Origin of the sequence: Halomonas sp. NPDC076908 (genome assembly GCF_050269715.1) — a bacterium.
GTDB lineage: Bacteria > Pseudomonadota > Gammaproteobacteria > Pseudomonadales > Halomonadaceae > Vreelandella.
Genome location: NZ_JBNNIW010000016.1, coordinates 1 through 20,046, shown reverse-complemented (window position 1 = coordinate 20,046; position 20,046 = coordinate 1). Strand labels below are relative to the sequence as shown.

The following is a 20,046-nucleotide window of genomic DNA, read 5'->3' as shown; positions in this document are numbered from 1 at the left end:
GAGCGACCATGATTACTGCGTTATTACCGATCTTTTTTGCTGTTCTGCTACTCGGGCTGCCAATTTTTGCCTCCCTCGCATTAGCGGTGTTTCTCGCCATTGAGTTTTTTGGTACCACCAACCCGGTGATTGTGCCAATGCGCATGTTTACCGGCATGAATAACTTCTCACTGATGGCGATACCGTTTTTTATTCTGGCAGCGGAGTTAATGCGCATTGGCGGGCTTTCAGACCGTCTGATCAATCTTGCCAAGGCGTTAGTCGGCTGGGTGCCCGGCGGTTTAGCAGCGGCCACCGTGCTGTCGTGCCTATTCTTCGGTGCCATTTCCGGTTCAAGCCCTGCTACGGTGGTGGCGATTGGCTCGATTATGTTCCCAGCGCTGGTAGCGGCTGGCTACGATAAACGCTTTGCGATTGGTTTGATTGCCACCGCTGGTACATTAGGGCCCATCGTGCCGCCGAGTATTGCGCTGATTATCTACGGCTCTGTCACGGGAACCTCGGTAGGTCGTCTATTTGCCGCAGGCTTATTGCCTGCCATCGTTATTGCCTCGATTCTGATCGCCTACTGCATTGTCTATAGCAGCATAAAAGGCTATGAGCGCTCGCCCTTTCCAACGCTGAAGGAAATCTTAGCAGCCTTTAAATCCGCGGCCTGGGGCCTTGGTTTACCGGTGATTCTGTTGGGAGGCATCTATAGTGGTGTGTTTACCCCGACGGAGTCGGCAGCAGTGGCCTGCATATATGGGCTATTTGTTGGCATGGTGGTGTATCGCACCATTAACTTAACGGAACTGGTGGGGACGCTGAGAAGCTCAGGGCTGATTTCCGCCACGCTGCTGCTGATTACTGCGGGTGCCTCGGCCTTCTCTTGGTTGCTGGCGATTACCGGTACGCCGAGTCAATTGGCGGGGCAGGTGTTGTCGTGGACGGACGATCCCTTTCAGGTCATGGCGCTGTTTAACGTCGTGATGATTATTGCGGGCTTCTTCCTCGATAGCGCCTCGGCCATCATCGTGCTCTCGCCACTGCTACAGCCTATTGCCGCTCAGGTGGGGGTTGACCCGGTTCACTTCGGCATTATTACGTTGATTAACTTCTCGGTGGGCATGATTACGCCGCCCGTCGGGCTGAACCTGTTCGTCGCGATGGCGATATCCAAAATGTCGCTGCAGGAAGTGTTTAGGGCCTGCTTGCCGCTGATTGGTCTGATGCTGCTAGCACTGATTATCATCACTTATGTTCCGTGGCTAAGTACCTGGCTACCCTCGCTAATCTATTAATTAATAGCGTGAATACGTTAATCAATAAGGACAACGAACCATGACTAAAACGATTGAACAAGCGGTAGCAGAGCAGGGCCTGACGTTACCGGCCATTCCAACACCGCGAGGCCTGTTTCTGCCCTGGTCCCGGTTAGGCAACCAGTTGTTTTTAGCGGGCCAGATTTGTGAACGTGACGGTGATGTTCTCTATCCTGGCAAGGTGGGCGGTGAGTTCGATCTTGAAACCGGAAAACTGGCGGCTCAGGCGTGCGCTTTAAACCTCTTGGCGGAATTGAGCGATGCGGTTGATGGCGACTTCTCTCGGGTGGTGCGCTGCGTGCGCATGAATGGCTTCGTCAATGTGGCCCCGGGCTTTCACGATGTGCCGCTGGTGATCAACGGGGCATCAGAGCTATTTGTCGCGCTGTTTGGCGATGCAGGTCGCCATGCCAGAACTGCCATTGGGGTGGCGACACTACCCGGCAATGCAGCGGTGGAAGTTGAAGCAATTTTTGAAGTGCGTTAAGCACCCACAGAGGTATGTAAAGCATGCAGGATTCAGTTATTTTTCTACCCCTAAGGGAGCAGCGTGCACGCCTGCGGGCAGGCACCCTTACCGCGACCGAACTTGCCGAGGCTTCGATAGCGGCGTATCAACAGCGTGGCAAACACGACCATGCCTATCTCACCTGGAACGGTGAGCAGGCCCTGGCGATGGCAAAAGCAGCCGATGCGGTGCTGGCGCAGGGTGGCGATGCGGGTGCGCTAATGGGCATGGCGGTATCCATTAAGGATATCTACGCTGTGACCGGGCTGCCCACCTACGCCGGGTCTTCTCAGCAACTGCCCAAACGATGGGAGCGCCCTGGCCCTGTGGTAAGTGCTCTGTTAAAGCAGTTGCCTTCCGTGATGGGCAAAACCCACTCCGTTGAGTTTGCCTTTGGTGGACTGGGCACTAATGCCCACTGGGGAGCGCCGCGCAACCCGTGGGATAACAACCAGCACCGTACGCCTGGCGGTTCCAGCTCCGGCGCGGGTGTTTCGTTAGTGGGTGGCACGGTAAGCTTGGCATTAGGCACCGACACCGCCGGTTCAGTGCGCATCCCGGCTTCCATGACCGGCGTAGTGGGATTGAAAACCACCGCCGGGCGCTGGTCCACCGAGCAGATCGTACCGCTTTCAAGCACGCTGGATACCCCTGGGCTGCTGGCGCGGCGGGTGGACGATATCGCCTTTGCATTTGATGCACTGGACCCTGCTCTTAGCGGTAAAGACAATCGTGTACCGGCGACACCATCACTTGCGGGGCTTACCTTCGGCGTCCCGGAAACGTTTTTTTGGGATGACTGCAGCCCGGGTATCGCAGAAACGGTTCGCGCGGCGATCAAACAGCTCGAAGCCGCCGGGGCGCGAATAGTTACCTTGGAACTGCCTGGCATCGATGAAGCTTACGAGTTGTTCAAGCTGGGCGGTGTGGCCGCAGCAGAGCTGGCCGCGTTTCTTAAAACCGAACTACCCGAGATGATTGAATCCCTAGACCCTAACGTTGCCGCCCGAGTTAAAGCGGCCGATGATATGCCCGCTTGGGAGTATGTGCGTCGTCGCACGATTCTGGATTCGCTCTATCAATCGGCCGCCGCTCGCATGGCGGATGTAGATGCGGTGCTCACTCCCACGGTGGCGATTACCCCGCCCACTATTGGAAGTCTTCAACCCGAAGGCGCCTATCCCAAAGCCAATATGCATGCATTGCGCAATACAGTGATCGCTAACTTCCTCGGTCTGTGTGCCTTAACGCTGCCGGTGGGAAAAGACGCTGCAGGTATGCCAGTTGGCCTGCAAGTGCTTGCCGGGCCGTGGCAGGACGCGAAACTTTTGGCCATTGGTCAGGCGATTGAAAATGAGTTGGGGACTGGCTTGGAGATTCTTGGCCAACCGCCAGCGGTGTAAAAGCGGGATGCTTAAGTACTGCCGCCGATTTGAAGCGTAAAACCCACATCGTGTTGGCGGCGGTAGACGTTTTTACCGCTTAGTCGCCGGATAAGTTCTTTGGCGGCTAGGCGGCCCATCTCTTCTCTAGGGGAGAGAATAGTGGTGAGCTGAGGCGTCACGTGCTGGCCAAGCGGCAGGCCGTTAAACCCGGCAATAGCGATATCGCCGGGCACGTTAAGCCCCTGGCGCTGAGCGGCAAGCAGGGCGCCTGCTGCTAAGTCGTCATTAGCAAAGTGGATGGCTTGGGTATTGGGGTATTGCGCTAATACCTGGGCGAGGCTGTCCGCCCCAGCTTGCAGGCTACCCAGTGTATCCAGTTCCACCAATGGCGCTTCGATTCCCTTGGCTTGTAGCACCTCTTTATGCCCTTCATATCGCATGCCTGCGCGGTAATCATGGGCAAGTCGCGCACCCACATACACAATATGGCGATAGCCTTGGTCGAGCAGGTGATTGGCCATGCAGCGGCCAGCAGCCACATGGTCCAACCCAACATTCAGATCCATGCCTTGTCCCAGCTCCATCACTTCCATGATGGGGTGATCCCAGTTGGTCAGCAACGTATGGCACGCCGCGTTATGGCGCAGCCCGGCGGTCACCAGCGCCGAGCACGACCAGCCTAGAAACGTGCGCACCAACTGATACTCGCGGTCTAGATCATAGTCGGTATTACCCAGCAGTATCTGATAGCCCTCGGCTTCCAGCGTTTCCTGCAGACCTTTGATGACTTCTACAAACACGCTATTGATCAACGACGGCACAATCACGGCAATCAGTCGTGAACGGGAGGATGCCAGGCTACCTGCGACCAAGTTAGGTACGTAACCCAGACTCTCGACGGCCTGTAAAACACTATGCCGTGCGCTGTCGCTGACTTTATCAGGGTAATTAAGTGCTCGCGATGCCGTAATCGGCGACACCCCCGCCCTCTGCGCGACTTGGCTTAGCGTTACCTGATCAGAGCGGCGGCGCTGTTTAGCGGTATTAATGGGGTCTTTAGACATTGGTCGCAGGGCCATAATGTTCAGCTTGTTGTTAGGCAGAGAATAATCTAAAACGAATGGTAGCGCTATCATGACAGCGCTACCATTCTGGATAAACAAGATGAATGCGTACTGTGACAATAGTGACTAACACAACAATAAACTCAACCACAGTGAGGTGGCGGCAGGTGATTCAAGATCAACAGCAATCCCAACAAATAGGCGTAATTGGACTAGGCGCTATGGGTATGGGCACCGCCACCGTACTGCTTAATAACGGGTTTGACGTGACAGGTTGCGATATTTCTGCCGGTGCGAGAGAAGCCTTTGTGGCTGCTGGCGGAAAGAGTGTCGCGACGCCAGCAGAACTCGCGCACTGCGATGTTGTGCTGGTGATTGTAGTTAATGGTCAGCAAGTCGAAGAGGTGCTTTTTGGAAAGCAAGGTGTGGTCGCGCACTTGGCGGCAGAGAGCGTAATTTTGCAATGTGCCACGGTCGCGCCCAGCCAAGCCAAACAGCTAGGCGATCGTTTATCCGCTGCGGGTATGTTGATGCTGGACGCCCCTATTAGTGGCGGTGCTGCGAAAGCCAAAAGCGGTGATCTATCGGTGATGGCATCAGGACAGCCTGAGGTGTTTAAAAAAGCTCAGCAGGTACTAGATGCCATGGCCGCCAAGGTCTATCACCTCGGTGATGCCCCCGGCGTTGGTTCCAGCATGAAGCTGGTCAATCAGCTATTGGCAGGGGTACATATCGCCACCGCCGCCGAAGCGATGGCGCTGGGCATTCGTATGGGGCTCGACCCCGAGGTGATTTATGAGGTGATTACCCACTCGGCGGGTAACTCCTGGATGTTCGAGAACCGCGTGCCGCATATCTTAAGCGGTGACTACACGCCGCTTTCGGCAGTAGATATCTTTGTTAAAGACCTCAATATCGTGCATCAAACCGGTCGCGAGTTAGCGCTTTCGACGCCCATCGCCGCTAGCGCCTTACAGCAATTTACTGCCGCCAGCGGCGCAGGCTTTGGCCGCGAAGATGATGCGGCGGTGATTAAGGTTTATCAGCGCCTCTCGGGTATTGCGTTGCCAGAAGCGGCCAACGATGCAGAGGGGGCGGAGTAATGAGCCAACACAAGGGGATTGTGCTTGGCGCCATCGCCGACGACTTTACCGGGGCCACCGACCTCGCCAATAACCTGGTGCGTGGCGGCATGCGCTGCCTGCAGGTGATTGGCGTGCCGTCAGAAGAGGTCGATCTGCGAGAGATTGATGCGGTGGTGGTGGCGCTCAAGTCCCGCTCCTGCCCAGTGGATGAGGCCGTGACGGACTCTCTTGCTGCACTGCATTGGCTCCGCCAACAGGGCGCCCGACAGCTGTTTTTTAAGTACTGCTCCACCTTTGATTCCACCGATCAGGGTAATATCGGCCCGGTGGCCGATGCGCTTCTCGAAGCCCTGGGGGATCGCCAAACCGTGATGGTGCCCGCGTTTCCGATCAATGGCCGCACGGTCTACCAGGGCCATCTTTTTGTCGGTGATCGCTTACTGAACGACAGCGGCATGCAGCACCACCCACTAAACCCCATGCAAGACGCGGATTTGGTTCGCGTGCTCTCTCGTCAAACATCCCACGCTGTAGGTCTGGCGAGCCGTCAGGTACTGGTAAAGGGCGCTGAGGCCACCCGCGCGCATTTATCAGCGCTGGCCGAACAAGGCGTTCGCCATGTGATCTGCGACTCCCTGGATGAGCAGGATTTGGACGTCTTAGCCAACGCCACCGTCTTGATGCCGTTAGTCACCGGCGGCTCGGGCCTGGGGCAAGCGCTACCCGCCCAGTACCGTGCCCAGGGCTGGCTGGAGACGATCACTGAGCCGGGGCGTTTATCGCCTGCGTCAGGCGCTGCGCTGGTGCTCTCCGGCAGTTGCTCACGGGCGACACTGGCCCAGGTGGCGGACTTTCTCGCCAAGCACCCAGACGGTGGCTTTGCCCTGGATCCGTTAGCCCTGAGTGAAGGCGACAAACAGTGGAAGAAGGCACTGGCCTTTGCCCTGGAACGCTTATCCAGCAACGCCCCGGTGCTGATCTATGCCTCCGCCGACCCCGAGAAGGTAAAAGCGGCGCAAGCCGACCTGGGCGTGGCCCGTGCAGGGCATCTGGTTGAAGAAGCATTAAGCCAACTAGCGGTCACACTGGTCAACGAAGGCGTGGGCCGCCTGTTGGTCGCCGGCGGTGAAACGTCCGGTGCCGTCGTCTCAGCACTCGGCATTTCCACCCTGCGCATCGGCGAGCAGATCGACCCAGGTGTGCCCTGGACGCAAGCCCCGCTAGCGGGCCGTGAGGCGCCGCTATCGCTGGCGCTAAAGTCCGGCAACTTCGGTGGGGTGGATTTCTTTACTCGCGCGTTTGAGGTGCTGGCATGAGTATTCATTTGCATCGCCATCCCCAGAACACCCTGCGCGAGGAGATCAGCACGCTAGGCAAATCGCTGTTTGATCGTGGCCTGACCATGGGCTCTAGCGGCAATATCAGCGTGCGGTTAGACGATGGCGGCTGGCTGATGACGCCCACCAACGCCTGCCTGGGGCGGCTAGACCCGGCGCGGATCTCGCATCTGGATAACAACGGCCAACTGCTCAGCGGTGACAAACCCACCAAAGAGCAGTTCCTGCACATGGCCATGTACGACGAGCGCCCGCAGTCCGGCGCCATCGTGCATCTTCACTCCACCCACTCGGTGGCGGTCTCATGCCTGCCTGGCGTCGATCCCTGCGACTGTATTCCGCCACTGACCGCCTACTACGTCATGCGTGTAGGCAAGTTACCGCTGGTGCCGTATCACATCCCCGGCGACCCCCAACTGGGCGAAGCCGTACGAGGCTTAGCAGGTAAGCACAGCGCGGTGCTGCTGGCCAATCATGGCCCGGTGGTGGCGGGGAAAAACCTCGAAGCGGCGGTGTATGCTACGGAAGAGTTGGAAGAGACCGCTAAGCTCTATCTATTGCTGCGCGGGGAAAATCCCCGTGGGTTAACGCCGGAGCAAGTCGCTGAGCTGGAAGCGCGCTTTCCACGGGATTAATAACAAATTTAACAGCGTATTTAACAACAAGAGCACCCCATGATTCGATTAGCCGCCAACCTCAGCATGCTGTTTAACGAACACGCCTTTATTGACCGCTTTGCTGCCGCTGCAGAGGCGGGGTTTAAAGGGGTTGAGTATCTATTTCCCTATGCGTTTTCCCCGGAAGAATTACGCCATGCGTTACAGGAAACGCAGCTGGAACAGGTGCTGTTTAATCTGCCGCCGGGGGATTGGGACGCCGGTGAGCGAGGCTTGGCGAGCTTGCCAGGCCGAGAGGGCGAGTTTCGTGATTCGGTAGTAGAGGCGTTGCGTTATGCCGAAGCACTTAACTGCCCCCGTGTGCATGCCATGGCGGGACTGCTACCCGAAGTTGCTGATGCAGCGATTCAAGCTGACCATCATGCGACCTATATCCACAACCTGCGCTTTGCGGCGAGTGAAGCGGCCAAGGTTGGCCGAGAGATACTGATCGAACCGATCAATACTCGCGATATGCCAGGCTTTTTTCTCTCCCGCCAAGCGCAGGCCATGGCAGTGCTCGAAGAGGTCGGCGCGGAAAATCTAAAGCTACAGTTTGATCTCTACCACTGCCAAATTATGGATGGCGATTTGATTCGCCATCTTGAACGCCAGTTTAAATCCATTGGCCATATCCAAGTCGCGGGTGTACCTGAGCGCCACGAGCCAGATGTGGGTGAAGTGCATTACCCCGCTATTTTTGAACGGTTAAGCGCGCTTGATTATACCGGTTGGATCGGTTGCGAGTATCGCCCAAGGGCGGAGACCCGTGCAGGTTTGGCATGGGGCGAACCCTGGGGCCTGACTATCGAGGGATAAACCTTAGGGCAAATAAACAAAAACAACAGCGTATAGGAGTACAACAATGCATATCGCCATTACCGGCGCGGCGGGCTTTCTGGGCCAGCGATTAGTGCAACAACTGCTGAGTCGAGGTGAGCTTCGTCAGCAGCCGATTACCCGGCTAACGCTGATTGATCAGATAGAAGCGCCGCTGCCTGCAGCGGGAAACGTCACCGTGACATCAATGGCGTTGGATATTACTGAGCCCAACGCATTGGATAGTGTATTGGAGCAGCGCCCCGATGTTATTTATCACCTGGCAGCGGTGGTGAGCTCAGCGGCAGAAGCGGATTTGGAACTCGGCATGCGGGTTAACTTTGATGCCACGCGGGCACTGCTTGAAGGCTGCCGGACGCAGGCGCTAACTCATACACGCTTCATCATGGCCAGCTCGGTGGCAGCCTATGGCGGAGAGCTACCTGGCGTGCTGGATGATATGACAGCACTGCATCCGCAAAACTCCTACGGCGCCCAAAAAGCCATGTGTGAGCTGCTCATCAATGATTACAGCCGCCGTGGCCTTATCGATGGCCTAGTGCTGCGCCTACCAACTATTGTTATTCGCCCTGGCCGACCCAACGCCGCCGCCTCCAGCTTTGCCTCCAGTATTCTGCGCGAACCGCTGAATGGCGAAGAAGCGATTTGCCCTGTACCTGTTGAGCTAGCGATGTTTGTGATGTCACCAGGCAAAGTGGTAGACGCACTAATTCATGGCGCTGAGGTGCCAAGTGATGCGCTAGCGCCTTTCCGAGCCTTTATGCTGCCAGGCATCACCGTCACGGTGGCAGCAATGCTGGAAGCACTGCGTGAAGCCGCGGGAGAGAAAGCGCTTTCGCTGGTGCGCCATGAAACCGACCCACGCATTGAAGCCATTGTGGCGAGTTGGCCCGCACGGTTCGAAACCGCGAAAGCCAAGCAGCTTGGCTTTGTAGGCGATGACAACTTCAAGCAGATCATTGATGCGTTCGTTTCTGAACAGTCGTGACTTCCTCTCCTACCCGAAACGGTAGGAAATTGCCTGGGCGACCCCCTCCAATTGGATAAGTCGCCCCCAATGACCACCCTCACAACAACATAAAGAGGGCACTAAAATGAGCAAGCAACACGTTACTCCGACACTCACACGCCATGCGTTAGTAGCTGCGATCAGCGGTATCGCGACTGTCGGTGTTGCACTTCAGGCGCACGCCGCAACAGAAGTCAGTTTAGGCCATACCTTATCTTCTACATCGCACTACTCGGTAGGCGCAGATGCGTTTAAAGAAACACTCGAACGTCTATCTAATGGGGAGTTCACCGTCACCGAGCACACCTCTGGGTCGCTGGGCGGTGAGCGGGAGATGATTGAAGGCCTGCAGATTGGTACGGTCGATGTGGTCATTACCTCCACTGGCCCACTGGGTAACTTCGTGCCTGAGAGCTATGTGCTTGACCTGCCTTTCCTATTTGAGAGTTACGATCAGGCTCGCTGTGTGTTGGATAGTGAGCTGGGCGATGAGCTGTTGGAAAAAATGGGAGCGCATGACTTAGTGGGTTTGGCGTGGTCTGAAAATGGTTTTCGTCATCTAACTAACAGTCAGCGGGAGGTTGCCACCCCCGCAGATGCCGAGGGGTTGCGGGTGCGCACTATGGAGAACGCGGTGCACCAGGAGGCGTTCCGCCAAATGGGCGCGAGACCCACTCCAATGGCCTTCCCTGAACTGTTCACCGCGCTTCAGCAGGGTACCGTCGATGGCCAGGAAAATCCGATTACCGTCATCGTCGCCACCAACTTCTGGGAAGTGCAGGATTACCTCTCGCTCACCGGGCACGTCTACTCACCGGCTATCGTGCTGGGGTCGCCCATTCTGCTGGACGGCTTGAGTGATGAGGAGCGTGGCTGGTTTATGGAAGCCGCAGCGGCGTCTGCCGAGGCGACCCGTGAAGAGGTATCACGCTTGGAGCGTGAAGGGGTGGCGCTACTGGAAGAGAACGGCATGACAGTAAAAACGGATATCGATATTGCACCCTTCCAAGAAGCGGTGGAGCCCGCCTACGAGATATTCACCTCGCAGTACGGCACGGAAATGCTTGAACGCATTCAAGAAACAGCCAGCGGTTGTTAAGTAACACTGTCGAGTGCTTCCCCACCTTGGTCTCCGGCAACGCCGGAGACCGCTTTGGTACGGTGACATATTATGCTAGCGGTATTTCTTCGTTTGGAGCATCAGTTAACTCGGCTTGCGATGCTGATTGCCGTCGCCATGCTGGCGATATCGGTCACGCTCAGCTTTTATCAGGTGCTTACCCGTTTTGTGTTTAACGCTCCTTCTACCTGGACAGAAGTCGCCTCCCGCGCGGCGATGATCTGGTGTGTGTTTATGGCTGCCGCCGCCACCTTTCGGGGCGGTTATATGATGGCGGTGGAGGTGGTTTATAAAGTGGTGCCAGCGCGTTTTATAACGCTATTAGAAGTCGCCATTGTGGCGTGCTGCCTGCTGGTTCTTGGCGTACTGATCCATTACGGCATTCAAATGACCATGCGGGTAAGCAATCAAACCATGTCGGGGATGAATATCTCGATGGCATGGGCCTATGCGGCCATCCCGACTGGGGCCAGTTTTGCGATTGTCGCCGTGATTGCGCGGCTACTAGCGCAGCTCAGCGGGCGTGAAAAGGTGGGGCCAGAAAACAGCGAGATAAGCCCTGAGGCAGAGCTTTTGGATACAGAACTCCTAGGCGACAGTCAACTGACAAAAGGAGGGCCGCGGCCATGAATATGGTGATAGGCCTGTCGCTGATCATTCTATTTACCTTCGGTGTGCCGATTGCCATATCCATTATCTTGGCGTCGATTATTGGCATCGAATTCTTTACCCGCCTGCCGCTGCTGTTAGTGCCGCAGCAGATGTTTATCGGCATCGATAAATTTCCGCTGATGGCAATCCCGTTTTTTATTCTTGCCGGTAACCTGATGGCAGCAGGCGGGATATCGCAGCGACTGGTCGACTTGGCCAAATCCATCGTTGGGCGAGTGCAGGGCGGGTTGGCGATGTCCTGTGTCCTCACCTGCATGATGTTTGCGGCAGTGTCCGGTTCCAGTGTGGCAACCACCTTTGCCATCGGCGCCATCCTGATTCCCGCGATGGTCAAGCATGGCTACCCCAAGCCGTTAGCAGCCTCCATTCAGGCGTCATCTGCTGAGTTGGGCGTGCTGATTCCTCCTTCGATTCCGTTGATTCTGTATGGCGTTAGTACCGACACCTCTATAGGGCAGCTGTTTCTGGCGGGCATTGGCCCCGGCATATTGATTGGCTGTGCGCTGATCATCTTCCTCTACCTGTTTTGCAAGATTCGTGGCTACGGTAAGGATGACTATAAAGACAGCACCGGTTTTATGATTTCGGTGAAGCGTGCCTGGGTGGCGATGCTGATGCCAGTGGTGGTCATTGGTGGTATTTATGGCGGTATTTTTACCCCCACCGAAGCATCGGCCGTGGCGGTGTTCTTTGCCTTAATCGTCGGTGGCTTTTACTACCGTGAGCTGAAAATGGCCGATATGTGGCCAATCTTTCGCCAAAGCGTAATTTCCACCGCAGCGGTGATGCTGATTATTGCCGCCGCCTCACTGTTCAGCTTTCTGCTCAGCCGCACGGGGCTACCTGCGCACATTGCCGCGTTGGTGACCAACACCATTGATGATCCGATGATGTTCCTGCTAGTGGTCAATGCGCTGCTGTTAATTGTCGGCATGTTTATCGAGACGTCTGCCGCCATTCTAGTGCTGGCGCCGATCCTAACGCCGATAGCTATTCAGTTCGGTATTCACCCCGTCCACTTTGGCTTGGTAATGGTCGTTAACCTGGCGCTTGGCATGATCACACCACCGCTGGGCGTAAATCTATTTGCAGCCTGTGCGGTCGCTAAAATATCGATTGATCAAATGCTGCCATGGCTGGTGCGCTTTGTACTGGTAGTGCTGGCCTGCCTAATGGCGATTACTTATATGCCGTGGATATCGATGGGGCTGGTGAATATCTTCTATGGTTAGATGAATGGACTTTTAAGTTATCAAAATAAACACAACAAAGGAGTGCGAAATGTCACACGCGTTGACCCTGCCACCACAGCAGGCGCTTATTGCGGGAGAGTGGCTAGCGACAACCGCAACGCTACAGGTAGAGGCACCTGCCACTGGTGAGCCCTTGGCGCGTATTGCACGCAGCCAAGCGGAAGACGTCGATGCAGCGGTACAGGCAGCACGGCAAGCATTTTCCGGTGAGTTAGGCGAGTGGGCCAGTTGGGCTGCTCGGCAACGTAGCGAATGGCTGCTGCGCTTTGCGGAGGTGATCGAAGCACACCACGAGCAGCTAGCGCAGCTTGAGTGTGCTGATACCGGCAAACCCATGACTCAGGCCAAGAGCGATATTTCCGCCTGTGCTCGCTACTTCCGCTTTTACGGCGGAGCAGCGGATAAACTCCACGGTGAAACGATTCCCTTTGAAAATGACTTTGCGGTAATGACGCTGCGCGAACCTTACGGCGTGTGTGCGCAAATTATTCCCTGGAACTATCCATCGCAAATTTTTGGGCGCTGCGTGGCTGCCGCGCTGGCGGCAGGTAACTGCGTGGTACTTAAACCCGCCGAAGATGCCTGTTTGAGCGTGCTGCGCTTGGCAGAACTGGCGGTGAGCCATGGCCTCCCTGCTGGTGCGCTCAATGTTGTGCCAGGACTTGGTTATGAAGCGGGCGCAGCGCTTGCCGCTCACCCCCAGATTGATCATCTTTCCTTCACCGGCTCACCTGAGACCGGCACCCATGTCGCTCAGGCTGCCGCCCAGCACCATGTGCCGGTAACGTTGGAGCTAGGTGGAAAATCGCCTCAACTCGTGTTTGCCGATGCGGATCTTGATGCAGCGCTTCCCGCAGTCGTGCGTGGCATTATTCAGAACGCCGGACAGACCTGCTCGGCGGGTAGTCGCCTGTTGGTGCAGCGTGAAATCGCTGATAGCGTGGTGGCCAATCTTTGTGAGCGCTTTGCTGCGTTGCGCTGTGATGCAGGCGAAGCCGATGCCGATTGCGGGCCACTGATCAATGCGCGTCAAAAAGCCAAATTGGGAGAGCGTTTGTCGGCGGCCAAAGCCGACGGTATTCGCGTCGCAGCGATAGGCGAGCGTGCACAGAGCGCACCGCCTGGCGGCCACTTTGTGCTGCCTCAACTGTTGACTGATATTCCTGACGGGCATGAAGTGCTGCGCGAAGAACTGTTTGGGCCGGTACTGGTGGTGCAGGTGTTTGAGGATGAAGCCGATGCCCTTGCACTCGCTAATGCCACCGACTTTGGCCTGTGCGCAGGCATCTGGACCCAAGATGGTGGGCGTCAGTTACGCTTAGCCAAAGGCATTCGCAGTGGCCAGGTATTTATCAACAACTACGGCGCTGCAGGTGGTGTTGAGCTACCTTTTGGTGGCGTTGGCCGCTCCGGCCATGGTCGAGAGAAGGGCTTTGAAGGCCTGCGTAGCTACACGCGGATTAAAACCATCGCGATTAAACATTAACGGACGCTTCACCTTTACGGAGACAACAATGACAACAGTACGACAAGTAGGCATCGTCGGTGTCGGTTTGATGGGCCATGGGATTGCCAGCAGCTTGCTGCGTGCCGGCCATCAAGTATGTTTTCTTGAACACCCGGGTAACCAACCAGTGCAAGACCTGGTGGCCGCTGGTGCCACCGCACTTAGTTCAGGCCGGGATGTGGCGCAGAAGAGTGACGTGGTGATTCTGTGCGTCACTGGCTCGCCCCAGGTAGAAGCGGTGCTGTTTGAACCCAGCGGTGTGTTGGAAGGATTAAAGCCCGGTTGTGTGGTGGTAGATTGCTCTACCGCTTTGCCTAGTTCAACGGAAAAAGTCGCCGCCAAAGTGACTGACGCTGGCGGGCGCTTTATGGATGCGGCGATGACGCGCACGCCCAAAGAAGCGGCGGAAGGGCGGCTTAACTTGATTGTTGGCGCCCCTCAAGCGCTGTTTGATGAAACGCTGCCGCTACTACAGGGCTTTGCTGAAAATATTGCCCATGCGGGAGATGTAGGGGCGGGGCATACCCTTAAGCTGCTGCATAACTTCGTCTCTTTAGGTTTCTCGGCAGTATTGGCCGAAGCTACGGCTGCCTCTCGCAAAGCAGGCATCAGCGATACGGCGTTGTTAGAAGTGCTTGGCGCTGGTGGTGGCGGTGGCGTTGTGCTTGAGCGACTGCGCCCCTATATCGCTGACAACGACCCTTCGGGCTTTAAGTTTAGCGTTGCCAATGCCAGCAAAGATCTTGGTTACTATCACACGATGACCAATGAACTCGGGGTAGAGCGCGGGGTTGCTGGCGCGGTGCATGCGCTCTATTCCTCTATCGATGACACCACCCTAGCCGTGCCAGAAGTGATTGGCGTGTTGGAGAGTCGGAGATTGTGAACGAAGACCCGCATTTCTCGCACTCAGTAGGGTGAAGCTGAGATGCGCTAAAGCGCCCCCGTTAATAGCTGCGCGGCGACGGCAAACATCATTACGGCGACGCCAATATCGATCAGTCGCCAAGTGAATGGGCGCGAAAGCCATGGCGCGAGCCAAGCAGCGCCCAAGGCCAGTGTGCTAAACCAGATGAAGGACGCACTGGCCGCCCCCAAGGCGTAAGCGCCAGGTATGGGCTGCTGGGCACCCAGTGACCCAATAAGCAGCACAGTATCCAGGTATACATGTGGGTTTAGCAGCGTGACGGCTAAGGCCGCCATCAGCACCGCGAAAAGCGTACGTGATTCCCCTTGGTTGGCTTGAAGCGCCTGTGGACGATAGGCGCGCCGTAGCGCTTGAGTGCCATACCAAAGTAAAAACGCGATCCCACCCCAACGCGTGATAGCAAGCAGTAGTGGGTTCTGCGCTAATAAGCTGGCTAAGCCGAAGACGCCCGCGGTTATTAGCAGGCTATCGCAAACAATGCACAGCAATGCCACCGCTATATGGTGTTCGCGGCGCAGGCTTTGCGATAGCACGAACGCATTCTGAGCACCGATCGCCATAATCAAGCCAATAGACAACAGCAAACCGTTGCTATAACTCTGCCACATGTTTTATTCCTTTTAATCTATACCGTTGAGCTGCGTAATAACGTTTGATGAAGTGGCAGTTTGCTCAAATCCAATGTATAAGAAAAACGAATAATGCTGATGCATCATTAGGAGAACTAATTGCTCGACTATAAGCTGTTAGCTGCGTTGGCCGCCGTGGTAGAGCAGGGCGGTTTTGAACGTGCCGCCATACTATTGGGGTTATCTCAGTCAGCAGTGTCACAGCGGATCAAACTGCTGGAAGCCCGGGTTGGACAGCCTGTGCTGATTCGCGCCACGCCGCCTCTGCCGACGCACATTGGCCAACGGCTTCTCAACCATGTGCAGCAGGTGCGTCTGCTGGAGCGTGACTTGCAGGCTCAGGTGCCTGGCTTGGATGAAGGAGCCCCGGAACGTTTACGCATTGCAATCAATGCCGATAGTTTGGCGACATGGTGGGGAGCGGCAGTAGGAGAATTTTGTACCCGGCATCATGTATTGCTCGAGCTAGTCGTTGAAGACCAGGAAGTTGGACTAAAACGGATGCGGGCTGGTGAAGTAGCTGGCTGTGTGTGTGCTGCAGAGCAGCCGGTGGCTGGCACGCGGAGCTTACTGTTAGGGGCAATGCGCTATCGAGCATTAGCAAGCCCTGCCTTTATGGCGCACTATTTTGCAAAGGGGTTTAATGTTGATGCGCTGCTGCGTGCTCCGGCCATTGTCTTCGGCGCCGATGATCAGCTACAGCACCGCTATCTGGCCGCGCTTGGTGCAACAGATGACTTCTTCTACCACCTGTGTCCCTCTTCTGAAGGCTTTGTACGGCTTATGCAAGGTGGCCTGGGCTGGGGATTAGCCCCCGAACTACAGGTTGAAGAGGCGCTAAAGCGCGGTGAGTTAGTCGATTTATTCCCCGAACGATTCATCGAGGTTCCACTCTATTGGCACTACTGGCGCAATGGTGGAACGCTCCTCTCAGGGCTGACTGAGCACCTTCGGCTTGAGGCGCTAAAGGTGCTGGTGCCGCTTCAATAAACGATTCGCTTTAGGAAACGCTGGCTTAAGCCGGATCGCGGTCAATCGCAAACGCTGACCATGCCTGACGCACTGGCATGATTTCAAGGCGATTAATATTGATATGCGATGGCAGCGTAGCCAGATAGAAAAGCTGCTCGGCAATATCTTCCGCCTGGAGGGGTGACGTGCCGCGATAAAGCGCATCGGAAGCAGCCTGATTGCCTTTGGTTCTGACCAGGGTGAACTCGGTTTCCGCCATGCCAGGGGCCAGATCGGTCACACGGACGCCCGTGCCGAGCAGGTCGCAGCGCAGGTTGTAGCTAAACTGCTGAACAAACGCTTTCGATGCTCCATACACATGGCCGCCTGGGTAGGGCCATTGCCCCGCAACAGAACCAAGATTGAGAATGCTCGCGCCTTCACTGTTTTTGAGCAGTAGTGGCAAGGCCGCGTGAGTGACGTTGACCAACCCGGTAATGTTGGTATCGATCATCGTATGCCAATCCTGCAGCGCCACCTTTTGCGCCGGTTCCGGTGCGAGCGCCAACCCAGCATTGTTAATTAGGCACGTCAGCGGTAGAAAGGCTTCTGGCAGGCCACTAATAGCAGTTGTCACCGCGTCACTGTCGCGTACATCCAATGCTATGGTCAGCACGGGCACTTGTTGGCTTAGCTCTTTTTCCAGTGCATCTAAACGCTCCTGACGGCGGCCGGTGAGAATCAACGACCAGCCTGCTTTGGCAAACCGCTGGGCCGCCGCTTTCCCGAACCCTGACGTAGCTCCTGTGATAAGTACACTAGGCATTGCGATATCTCCGTATTAATTAACGTTTTATAAGACGATGGCGCCCAAGGTTGCACTACTGTAAGCAACCTCAGCGGATGCGTTTAGGGCCAGATGGCGTTAGCAAATGTGACATACGCTGTCCTGGGGATGTATCAATACTGGCCCTATGGCCCAAGGGGGCGAACTCACTAGGCTGGCAAGCACACTATTTCTTACCGGATTTATAAGGTGCTTGCTATGAATACCAATATTGCGGCCTCACATCCACCGCTAAGTGATGTGGATAATACTTATGTACACGGCCTGGATCGACAGTATGTGTTCCACTCCTGGGCACAGCAAGGCAGTTTAGATCCTATGGTGATCGCAGGCGCGCAAGGGTGTCGAGTGTGGGACTATGCCGGGCGAACCTATTTAGATTTTAGTAGCCAGCTCGTCAATACCAATATCGGCCATCAGCATCCTAAAGTGGTGAGCGCGATTCAGGATCAGGCGGCTAGTCTGTGCACCATTGCCCCCGCCCATGCCAACTTAGCCCGTGGCGAGGCGGCCAAACGGATTATCGCCAAAGCGCCTGCTGGTTTCAGTAAGGTGTTTTTTACCAATGCGGGTGCCGATGCCAATGAAAACGCCATCCGCATGGCGCGGCTTTTTACTGGGCGAACAAAAATCCTTTCTGCTTACCGCTCCTACCACGGCAATACCGGATCAGCGATTGCCGCTACCGGCGATTGGCGGCGGGTGCCTAATGAGTATGCCAGCGGGCATGTTCACTTCTTTAACCCCTACCTTTATCGCAGCGAGTTTTGGGCGCGAGATGAGGATGAAGAGTGTGAGCGGGCATTGACCCATTTGCGCCGGGTGATTGAGTGCGAAAGTGCCAAGGCGGTCGCCGCTATCTTGCTGGAAACTATTCCCGGTACCGCTGGCGTCTTATTACCTCCCAAAGCGTATTTACAGGGTGTCAGGCAGCTCGCCGATGAGTTTGGCATCGTGCTGATTCTCGATGAAGTGATGGCTGGTTTTGGCCGCACGGGCCGCTGGTTTGCCTTTGAACACTACGACATGGCACCCGACTTAATTGTCTTTGCCAAAGGGGTTAACTCCGGATACGTGCCCGCCGGTGGGGTGATTATTTCAGAGCCTATCTCCCGTTACTTTGATGACCACTTTTTTGTTGGCGGGCTAACCTATTCTGGCCATCCGCTAGCGATGGCGGCGATTGTCGCCACGCTGGACGCTATGGAAGAAGAGGGCATCGTAAAGAATGCTGACAAAATAGGTAACGGCCCGCTAGCGGAAGGCCTTAAGCAATTGGCTGAGCGCCACGCAGTCATTGGCGATTGGCGCGGCCTGGGTGTATTTCACGCCCTAGAACTGGTCAGTGATCCCGTGCGTAAAACGCCCCTGCCCGGGCCTGAAGTGCTAAAACTAAAACAGCAGCTGATGGAGAACGGCCTGCTGGTCTTCACTGTCGAAAATCGCATTCACGTTGTGCCGCCGTGTATTGTGACAGCGGACGAAGTAGAAGAGGGCTTGGCAATCTTGGATCGCGTGTTTGAAAACTATTTTTGAAAGCTACGCTTCATCTACCTGATAACAAGCCTAAGTGCTTAAAACGTTATCGTAGGCAAGACCCAGGCGCTGTATGCCTGGGTCGATTCGCTCCATCGCGATGGCGCCAAATCCTAAGCGGAAAAAGCGTCGCGGTGGGGCGGCATCGAAGAAGTGCTGAAAGCCAGGTTCGATGAGCACGCCTCGTTGAGCCGCGTGCCAGGCAAGGCGCTGGGTATCGATGCTAGCATCTGCTTCCATCCAGAAGGCGCTGGAGCGACTACTGCTATGGCTCCGACAGCCAGGTAATGCCTGATCAATCGCAAGCCGCATCGCATCCCGCCGACGATCAATCTCTTCCACATGTAGCTTTAAATAGCGCTCGTAATAGCCCTGGGAAATAAATTGCGCTAGCTGGTGCTGCAACGCGGCGGGCGGGTGGCGGTACATCATGCGGCGTAGTGCGCGTAGCTCATCAATCAACTCAGGATCCGCCACCACGTAGCCCATGCGCAGCCCAGGTGAGAGCGCTTTGGATAAGCTGCCCATATAAATAATACGTGCACTTTGCGCACTGGCTTTAAGTGCCGGTAGCGCGAATTGATCGCCGTGAATTTCGGCGTCGTAGTCGTCCTCAATCACAATTTGGTCGCGATGGGGTAGTTGTGCCAGCAGGGCTTCACGCCTGGCCCGGCTCATGGTGACGCCCGTCGGCACCTGATGACTGGGCATCACATAGAGATAGTCACACTGCTGGGTGTTCTCCAGACGCATACCTTCAGCGTCCACCGCCTGGAATTGCAGGTGGGCACCGCGGTGGGAAAACACATTCATTGCTTCGCGATAACCGGGCGACTCTAAAGCAACGCGCGTCCCTCGATGGCACAGCAGTTGCGCAATCAAGTAGAGCGCATTTTGCGTGCCCATGGTGATGAGGATCTCCTCTGGTCGAGCGAAAATACCCCGACGCGGCAAAATACGTTTGCGCAGTTGCTCAATGAGTAATGGGTCATCCTGATCAATACGATCTCGCAGCCATGGCTTATCGCGCTGTGAACTTAATAAACGTCGGGATACGTCACGCCACTGGGCGAGCGGAAAAAGTCGAGTGTCTAACTGCCCGTAAATAAATGGATACGCGTACTCGGTCCAATTACCCGGTTTAAGAATGCCTTGATAGTTAGTGGGGCGTTGAACAATACGTTTGTGCCAATTTGGTGCAGTTAATGTGTCGTCACTTCTTTCAGTTAATGCATTTAAAGATGAATTAAGCGCTAATTGCGGATCGTTGTAGTCAGGGTGTAAATAATAGCCGCTACGTGGACGACTAATTAAGTAGCCTGATCTTACCCAGCAACAGTGGACACTCGTTTAAGCGATCATTCGGACTTCAAACGCCTCTGGGCTGATCATCCCTATAGCACTGTGCCGTCGTT

General features: G+C 55.7%; 19 protein-coding genes. 15 read left to right on the top strand and 4 right to left on the bottom strand.

Annotated elements, in window-relative coordinates; all coding sequences use genetic code 11:
- Positions 1-8 precede the first annotated feature (8 nt).
- From ACQKE4_RS11120 to ACQKE4_RS11110, 3 genes are read left to right on the top strand one after another with little or no spacing between them, the layout of a single operon-like run.
- On the top strand, positions 9-1,283 hold the full coding sequence (locus ACQKE4_RS11120) for a TRAP transporter large permease (protein ID WP_427388406.1): 1,275 nt from the start codon (positions 9-11) through the stop codon (positions 1,281-1,283).
- 40 nt (positions 1,284-1,323) lie between these two features.
- Positions 1,324-1,791, top strand: coding sequence for a RidA family protein (locus ACQKE4_RS11115; RefSeq protein ID WP_427388405.1), 468 nt, complete (start codon positions 1,324-1,326; stop codon positions 1,789-1,791).
- 23 nt (positions 1,792-1,814) lie between these two features.
- Positions 1,815-3,215 (top strand): amidase, encoded by a 1,401-nt coding sequence (locus tag ACQKE4_RS11110; protein WP_427388404.1) that lies wholly within the window; start codon positions 1,815-1,817, stop codon positions 3,213-3,215.
- A gap of 11 nt (positions 3,216-3,226) precedes the next feature.
- Here the strand turns inward: ACQKE4_RS11110 and ACQKE4_RS11105 are convergent, their stop codons facing one another.
- Positions 3,227-4,276 carry a LacI family DNA-binding transcriptional regulator gene (locus ACQKE4_RS11105; protein ID WP_427388403.1) on the bottom strand — a complete coding sequence of 350 codons (1,050 nt, stop codon included), beginning with the start codon at positions 4,274-4,276 and terminating at the stop codon, positions 3,227-3,229.
- A gap of 152 nt (positions 4,277-4,428) precedes the next feature.
- Here ACQKE4_RS11105 and ltnD point away from each other — a divergent pair, with 152 nt between their 5' ends.
- The 10 genes from ltnD to ACQKE4_RS11055 all read left to right on the top strand — a co-directional run bounded on the left by ltnD (position 4,429) and on the right by ACQKE4_RS11055 (position 14,626).
- Positions 4,429-5,364, top strand: coding sequence for an L-threonate dehydrogenase (ltnD, locus tag ACQKE4_RS11100; RefSeq protein WP_427388402.1), 936 nt, complete (start codon positions 4,429-4,431; stop codon positions 5,362-5,364).
- Positions 5,364-6,662: a 3-oxo-tetronate kinase gene (otnK, locus tag ACQKE4_RS11095; protein ID WP_427388401.1), complete on the top strand. Its 1,299-nt coding sequence runs from the start codon at positions 5,364-5,366 to the stop codon at positions 6,660-6,662. Before ltnD ends, otnK begins: the two co-directional genes overlap by 1 nt.
- A complete protein-coding gene (gene otnC, locus ACQKE4_RS11090; RefSeq protein ID WP_427388400.1) occupies positions 6,659-7,318 on the top strand; it encodes a 3-oxo-tetronate 4-phosphate decarboxylase in 660 nt (219 codons plus the stop codon). The genes otnK and otnC overlap by 4 nt, the downstream gene beginning before the upstream one ends.
- A gap of 39 nt (positions 7,319-7,357) precedes the next feature.
- Positions 7,358-8,158 (top strand): 2-oxo-tetronate isomerase, encoded by an 801-nt coding sequence (otnI, locus tag ACQKE4_RS11085; RefSeq protein WP_427388399.1) that lies wholly within the window; start codon positions 7,358-7,360, stop codon positions 8,156-8,158.
- A 46-nt stretch (positions 8,159-8,204) separates the two neighbouring features.
- Positions 8,205-9,167 carry a D-erythronate dehydrogenase gene (gene denD, locus ACQKE4_RS11080; protein ID WP_427388398.1) on the top strand — a complete coding sequence of 321 codons (963 nt, stop codon included), beginning with the start codon at positions 8,205-8,207 and terminating at the stop codon, positions 9,165-9,167.
- A 106-nt stretch (positions 9,168-9,273) separates the two neighbouring features.
- Positions 9,274-10,287, top strand: a complete 1,014-nt coding sequence (locus ACQKE4_RS11075; RefSeq protein ID WP_427388397.1) for a TRAP transporter substrate-binding protein — start codon at positions 9,274-9,276, stop codon at positions 10,285-10,287.
- 72 nt (positions 10,288-10,359) lie between these two features.
- The gene (locus ACQKE4_RS11070; RefSeq protein WP_427388396.1) at positions 10,360-10,938 is read left to right on the top strand and encodes a TRAP transporter small permease; all 579 of its coding nucleotides are present in this window, start codon (positions 10,360-10,362) and stop codon (positions 10,936-10,938) included.
- The gene (locus tag ACQKE4_RS11065) at positions 10,935-12,212 is read left to right on the top strand and encodes a TRAP transporter large permease (RefSeq protein WP_427388395.1); all 1,278 of its coding nucleotides are present in this window, start codon (positions 10,935-10,937) and stop codon (positions 12,210-12,212) included. Before ACQKE4_RS11070 ends, ACQKE4_RS11065 begins: the two co-directional genes overlap by 4 nt.
- A gap of 49 nt (positions 12,213-12,261) precedes the next feature.
- Positions 12,262-13,719 (top strand): aldehyde dehydrogenase family protein, encoded by a 1,458-nt coding sequence (locus ACQKE4_RS11060; protein ID WP_427388393.1) that lies wholly within the window; start codon positions 12,262-12,264, stop codon positions 13,717-13,719.
- 28 nt (positions 13,720-13,747) lie between these two features.
- The gene (locus tag ACQKE4_RS11055) at positions 13,748-14,626 is read left to right on the top strand and encodes an NAD(P)-dependent oxidoreductase (protein WP_427388392.1); all 879 of its coding nucleotides are present in this window, start codon (positions 13,748-13,750) and stop codon (positions 14,624-14,626) included.
- A 47-nt stretch (positions 14,627-14,673) separates the two neighbouring features.
- Here ACQKE4_RS11055 and ACQKE4_RS11050 read toward each other — a convergent pair whose 3' ends face one another.
- Complete coding sequence (locus tag ACQKE4_RS11050) at positions 14,674-15,276, bottom strand: LysE/ArgO family amino acid transporter (protein ID WP_427388390.1); 603 nt, start codon at positions 15,274-15,276, stop codon at positions 14,674-14,676.
- Positions 15,277-15,396: 120 nt separating this feature from the next.
- Between ACQKE4_RS11050 and ACQKE4_RS11045 the strand changes: the two genes are divergently transcribed.
- Positions 15,397-16,287: a LysR family transcriptional regulator ArgP gene (locus ACQKE4_RS11045; RefSeq protein WP_427388389.1), complete on the top strand. Its 891-nt coding sequence runs from the start codon at positions 15,397-15,399 to the stop codon at positions 16,285-16,287.
- A gap of 25 nt (positions 16,288-16,312) precedes the next feature.
- Here the strand turns inward: ACQKE4_RS11045 and ACQKE4_RS11040 are convergent, their stop codons facing one another.
- Positions 16,313-17,074 carry an SDR family NAD(P)-dependent oxidoreductase gene (locus ACQKE4_RS11040; protein ID WP_427388388.1) on the bottom strand — a complete coding sequence of 254 codons (762 nt, stop codon included), beginning with the start codon at positions 17,072-17,074 and terminating at the stop codon, positions 16,313-16,315.
- Between the two features lie 219 nt (positions 17,075-17,293).
- Between ACQKE4_RS11040 and ACQKE4_RS11035 the strand changes: the two genes are divergently transcribed.
- Positions 17,294-18,631: an aspartate aminotransferase family protein gene (locus tag ACQKE4_RS11035; RefSeq protein ID WP_427388387.1), complete on the top strand. Its 1,338-nt coding sequence runs from the start codon at positions 17,294-17,296 to the stop codon at positions 18,629-18,631.
- A gap of 30 nt (positions 18,632-18,661) precedes the next feature.
- On the opposite strand, the gene ACQKE4_RS11030 is transcribed toward ACQKE4_RS11035, so the two are convergent.
- Entirely contained in the window at positions 18,662-19,609 is a 948-nt protein-coding gene (locus ACQKE4_RS11030; RefSeq protein WP_427388464.1) for a PLP-dependent aminotransferase family protein, read from the bottom strand.
- Positions 19,610-20,046 lie beyond the last annotated feature (437 nt).

Bases quoted from the DNA above. Each gene is read 5' to 3' on its own strand.
- denD (WP_427388398.1), top strand. From the start codon at position 8,205: ATGCATATCGCCATTACCGGCGCGGCGGGCTTTCTGGGCCAGCGATTA.
- ACQKE4_RS11115 (WP_427388405.1), top strand. From the start codon at position 1,324: ATGACTAAAACGATTGAACAAGCGGTAGCAGAGCAGGGCCTGACGTTA.
- otnK (WP_427388401.1), top strand. From the start codon at position 5,364: ATGAGCCAACACAAGGGGATTGTGCTTGGCGCCATCGCCGACGACTTT.
- otnI (WP_427388399.1), top strand. From the start codon at position 7,358: ATGATTCGATTAGCCGCCAACCTCAGCATGCTGTTTAACGAACACGCC.
- ACQKE4_RS11040 (WP_427388388.1), bottom strand. From the start codon at position 17,074: ATGCCTAGTGTACTTATCACAGGAGCTACGTCAGGGTTCGGGAAAGCG.
- ACQKE4_RS11110 (WP_427388404.1), top strand. From the start codon at position 1,815: ATGCAGGATTCAGTTATTTTTCTACCCCTAAGGGAGCAGCGTGCACGC.
- ACQKE4_RS11120 (WP_427388406.1), top strand. From the start codon at position 9: ATGATTACTGCGTTATTACCGATCTTTTTTGCTGTTCTGCTACTCGGG.
- otnC (WP_427388400.1), top strand. From the start codon at position 6,659: ATGAGTATTCATTTGCATCGCCATCCCCAGAACACCCTGCGCGAGGAG.
- ACQKE4_RS11035 (WP_427388387.1), top strand. From the start codon at position 17,294: ATGAATACCAATATTGCGGCCTCACATCCACCGCTAAGTGATGTGGAT.
- ACQKE4_RS11065 (WP_427388395.1), top strand. From the start codon at position 10,935: ATGAATATGGTGATAGGCCTGTCGCTGATCATTCTATTTACCTTCGGT.
- ACQKE4_RS11050 (WP_427388390.1), bottom strand. From the start codon at position 15,276: ATGTGGCAGAGTTATAGCAACGGTTTGCTGTTGTCTATTGGCTTGATT.
- ACQKE4_RS11055 (WP_427388392.1), top strand. From the start codon at position 13,748: ATGACAACAGTACGACAAGTAGGCATCGTCGGTGTCGGTTTGATGGGC.
- ACQKE4_RS11070 (WP_427388396.1), top strand. From the start codon at position 10,360: ATGCTAGCGGTATTTCTTCGTTTGGAGCATCAGTTAACTCGGCTTGCG.
- ACQKE4_RS11105 (WP_427388403.1), bottom strand. From the start codon at position 4,276: ATGGCCCTGCGACCAATGTCTAAAGACCCCATTAATACCGCTAAACAG.
- ACQKE4_RS11060 (WP_427388393.1), top strand. From the start codon at position 12,262: ATGTCACACGCGTTGACCCTGCCACCACAGCAGGCGCTTATTGCGGGA.
- ACQKE4_RS11075 (WP_427388397.1), top strand. From the start codon at position 9,274: ATGAGCAAGCAACACGTTACTCCGACACTCACACGCCATGCGTTAGTA.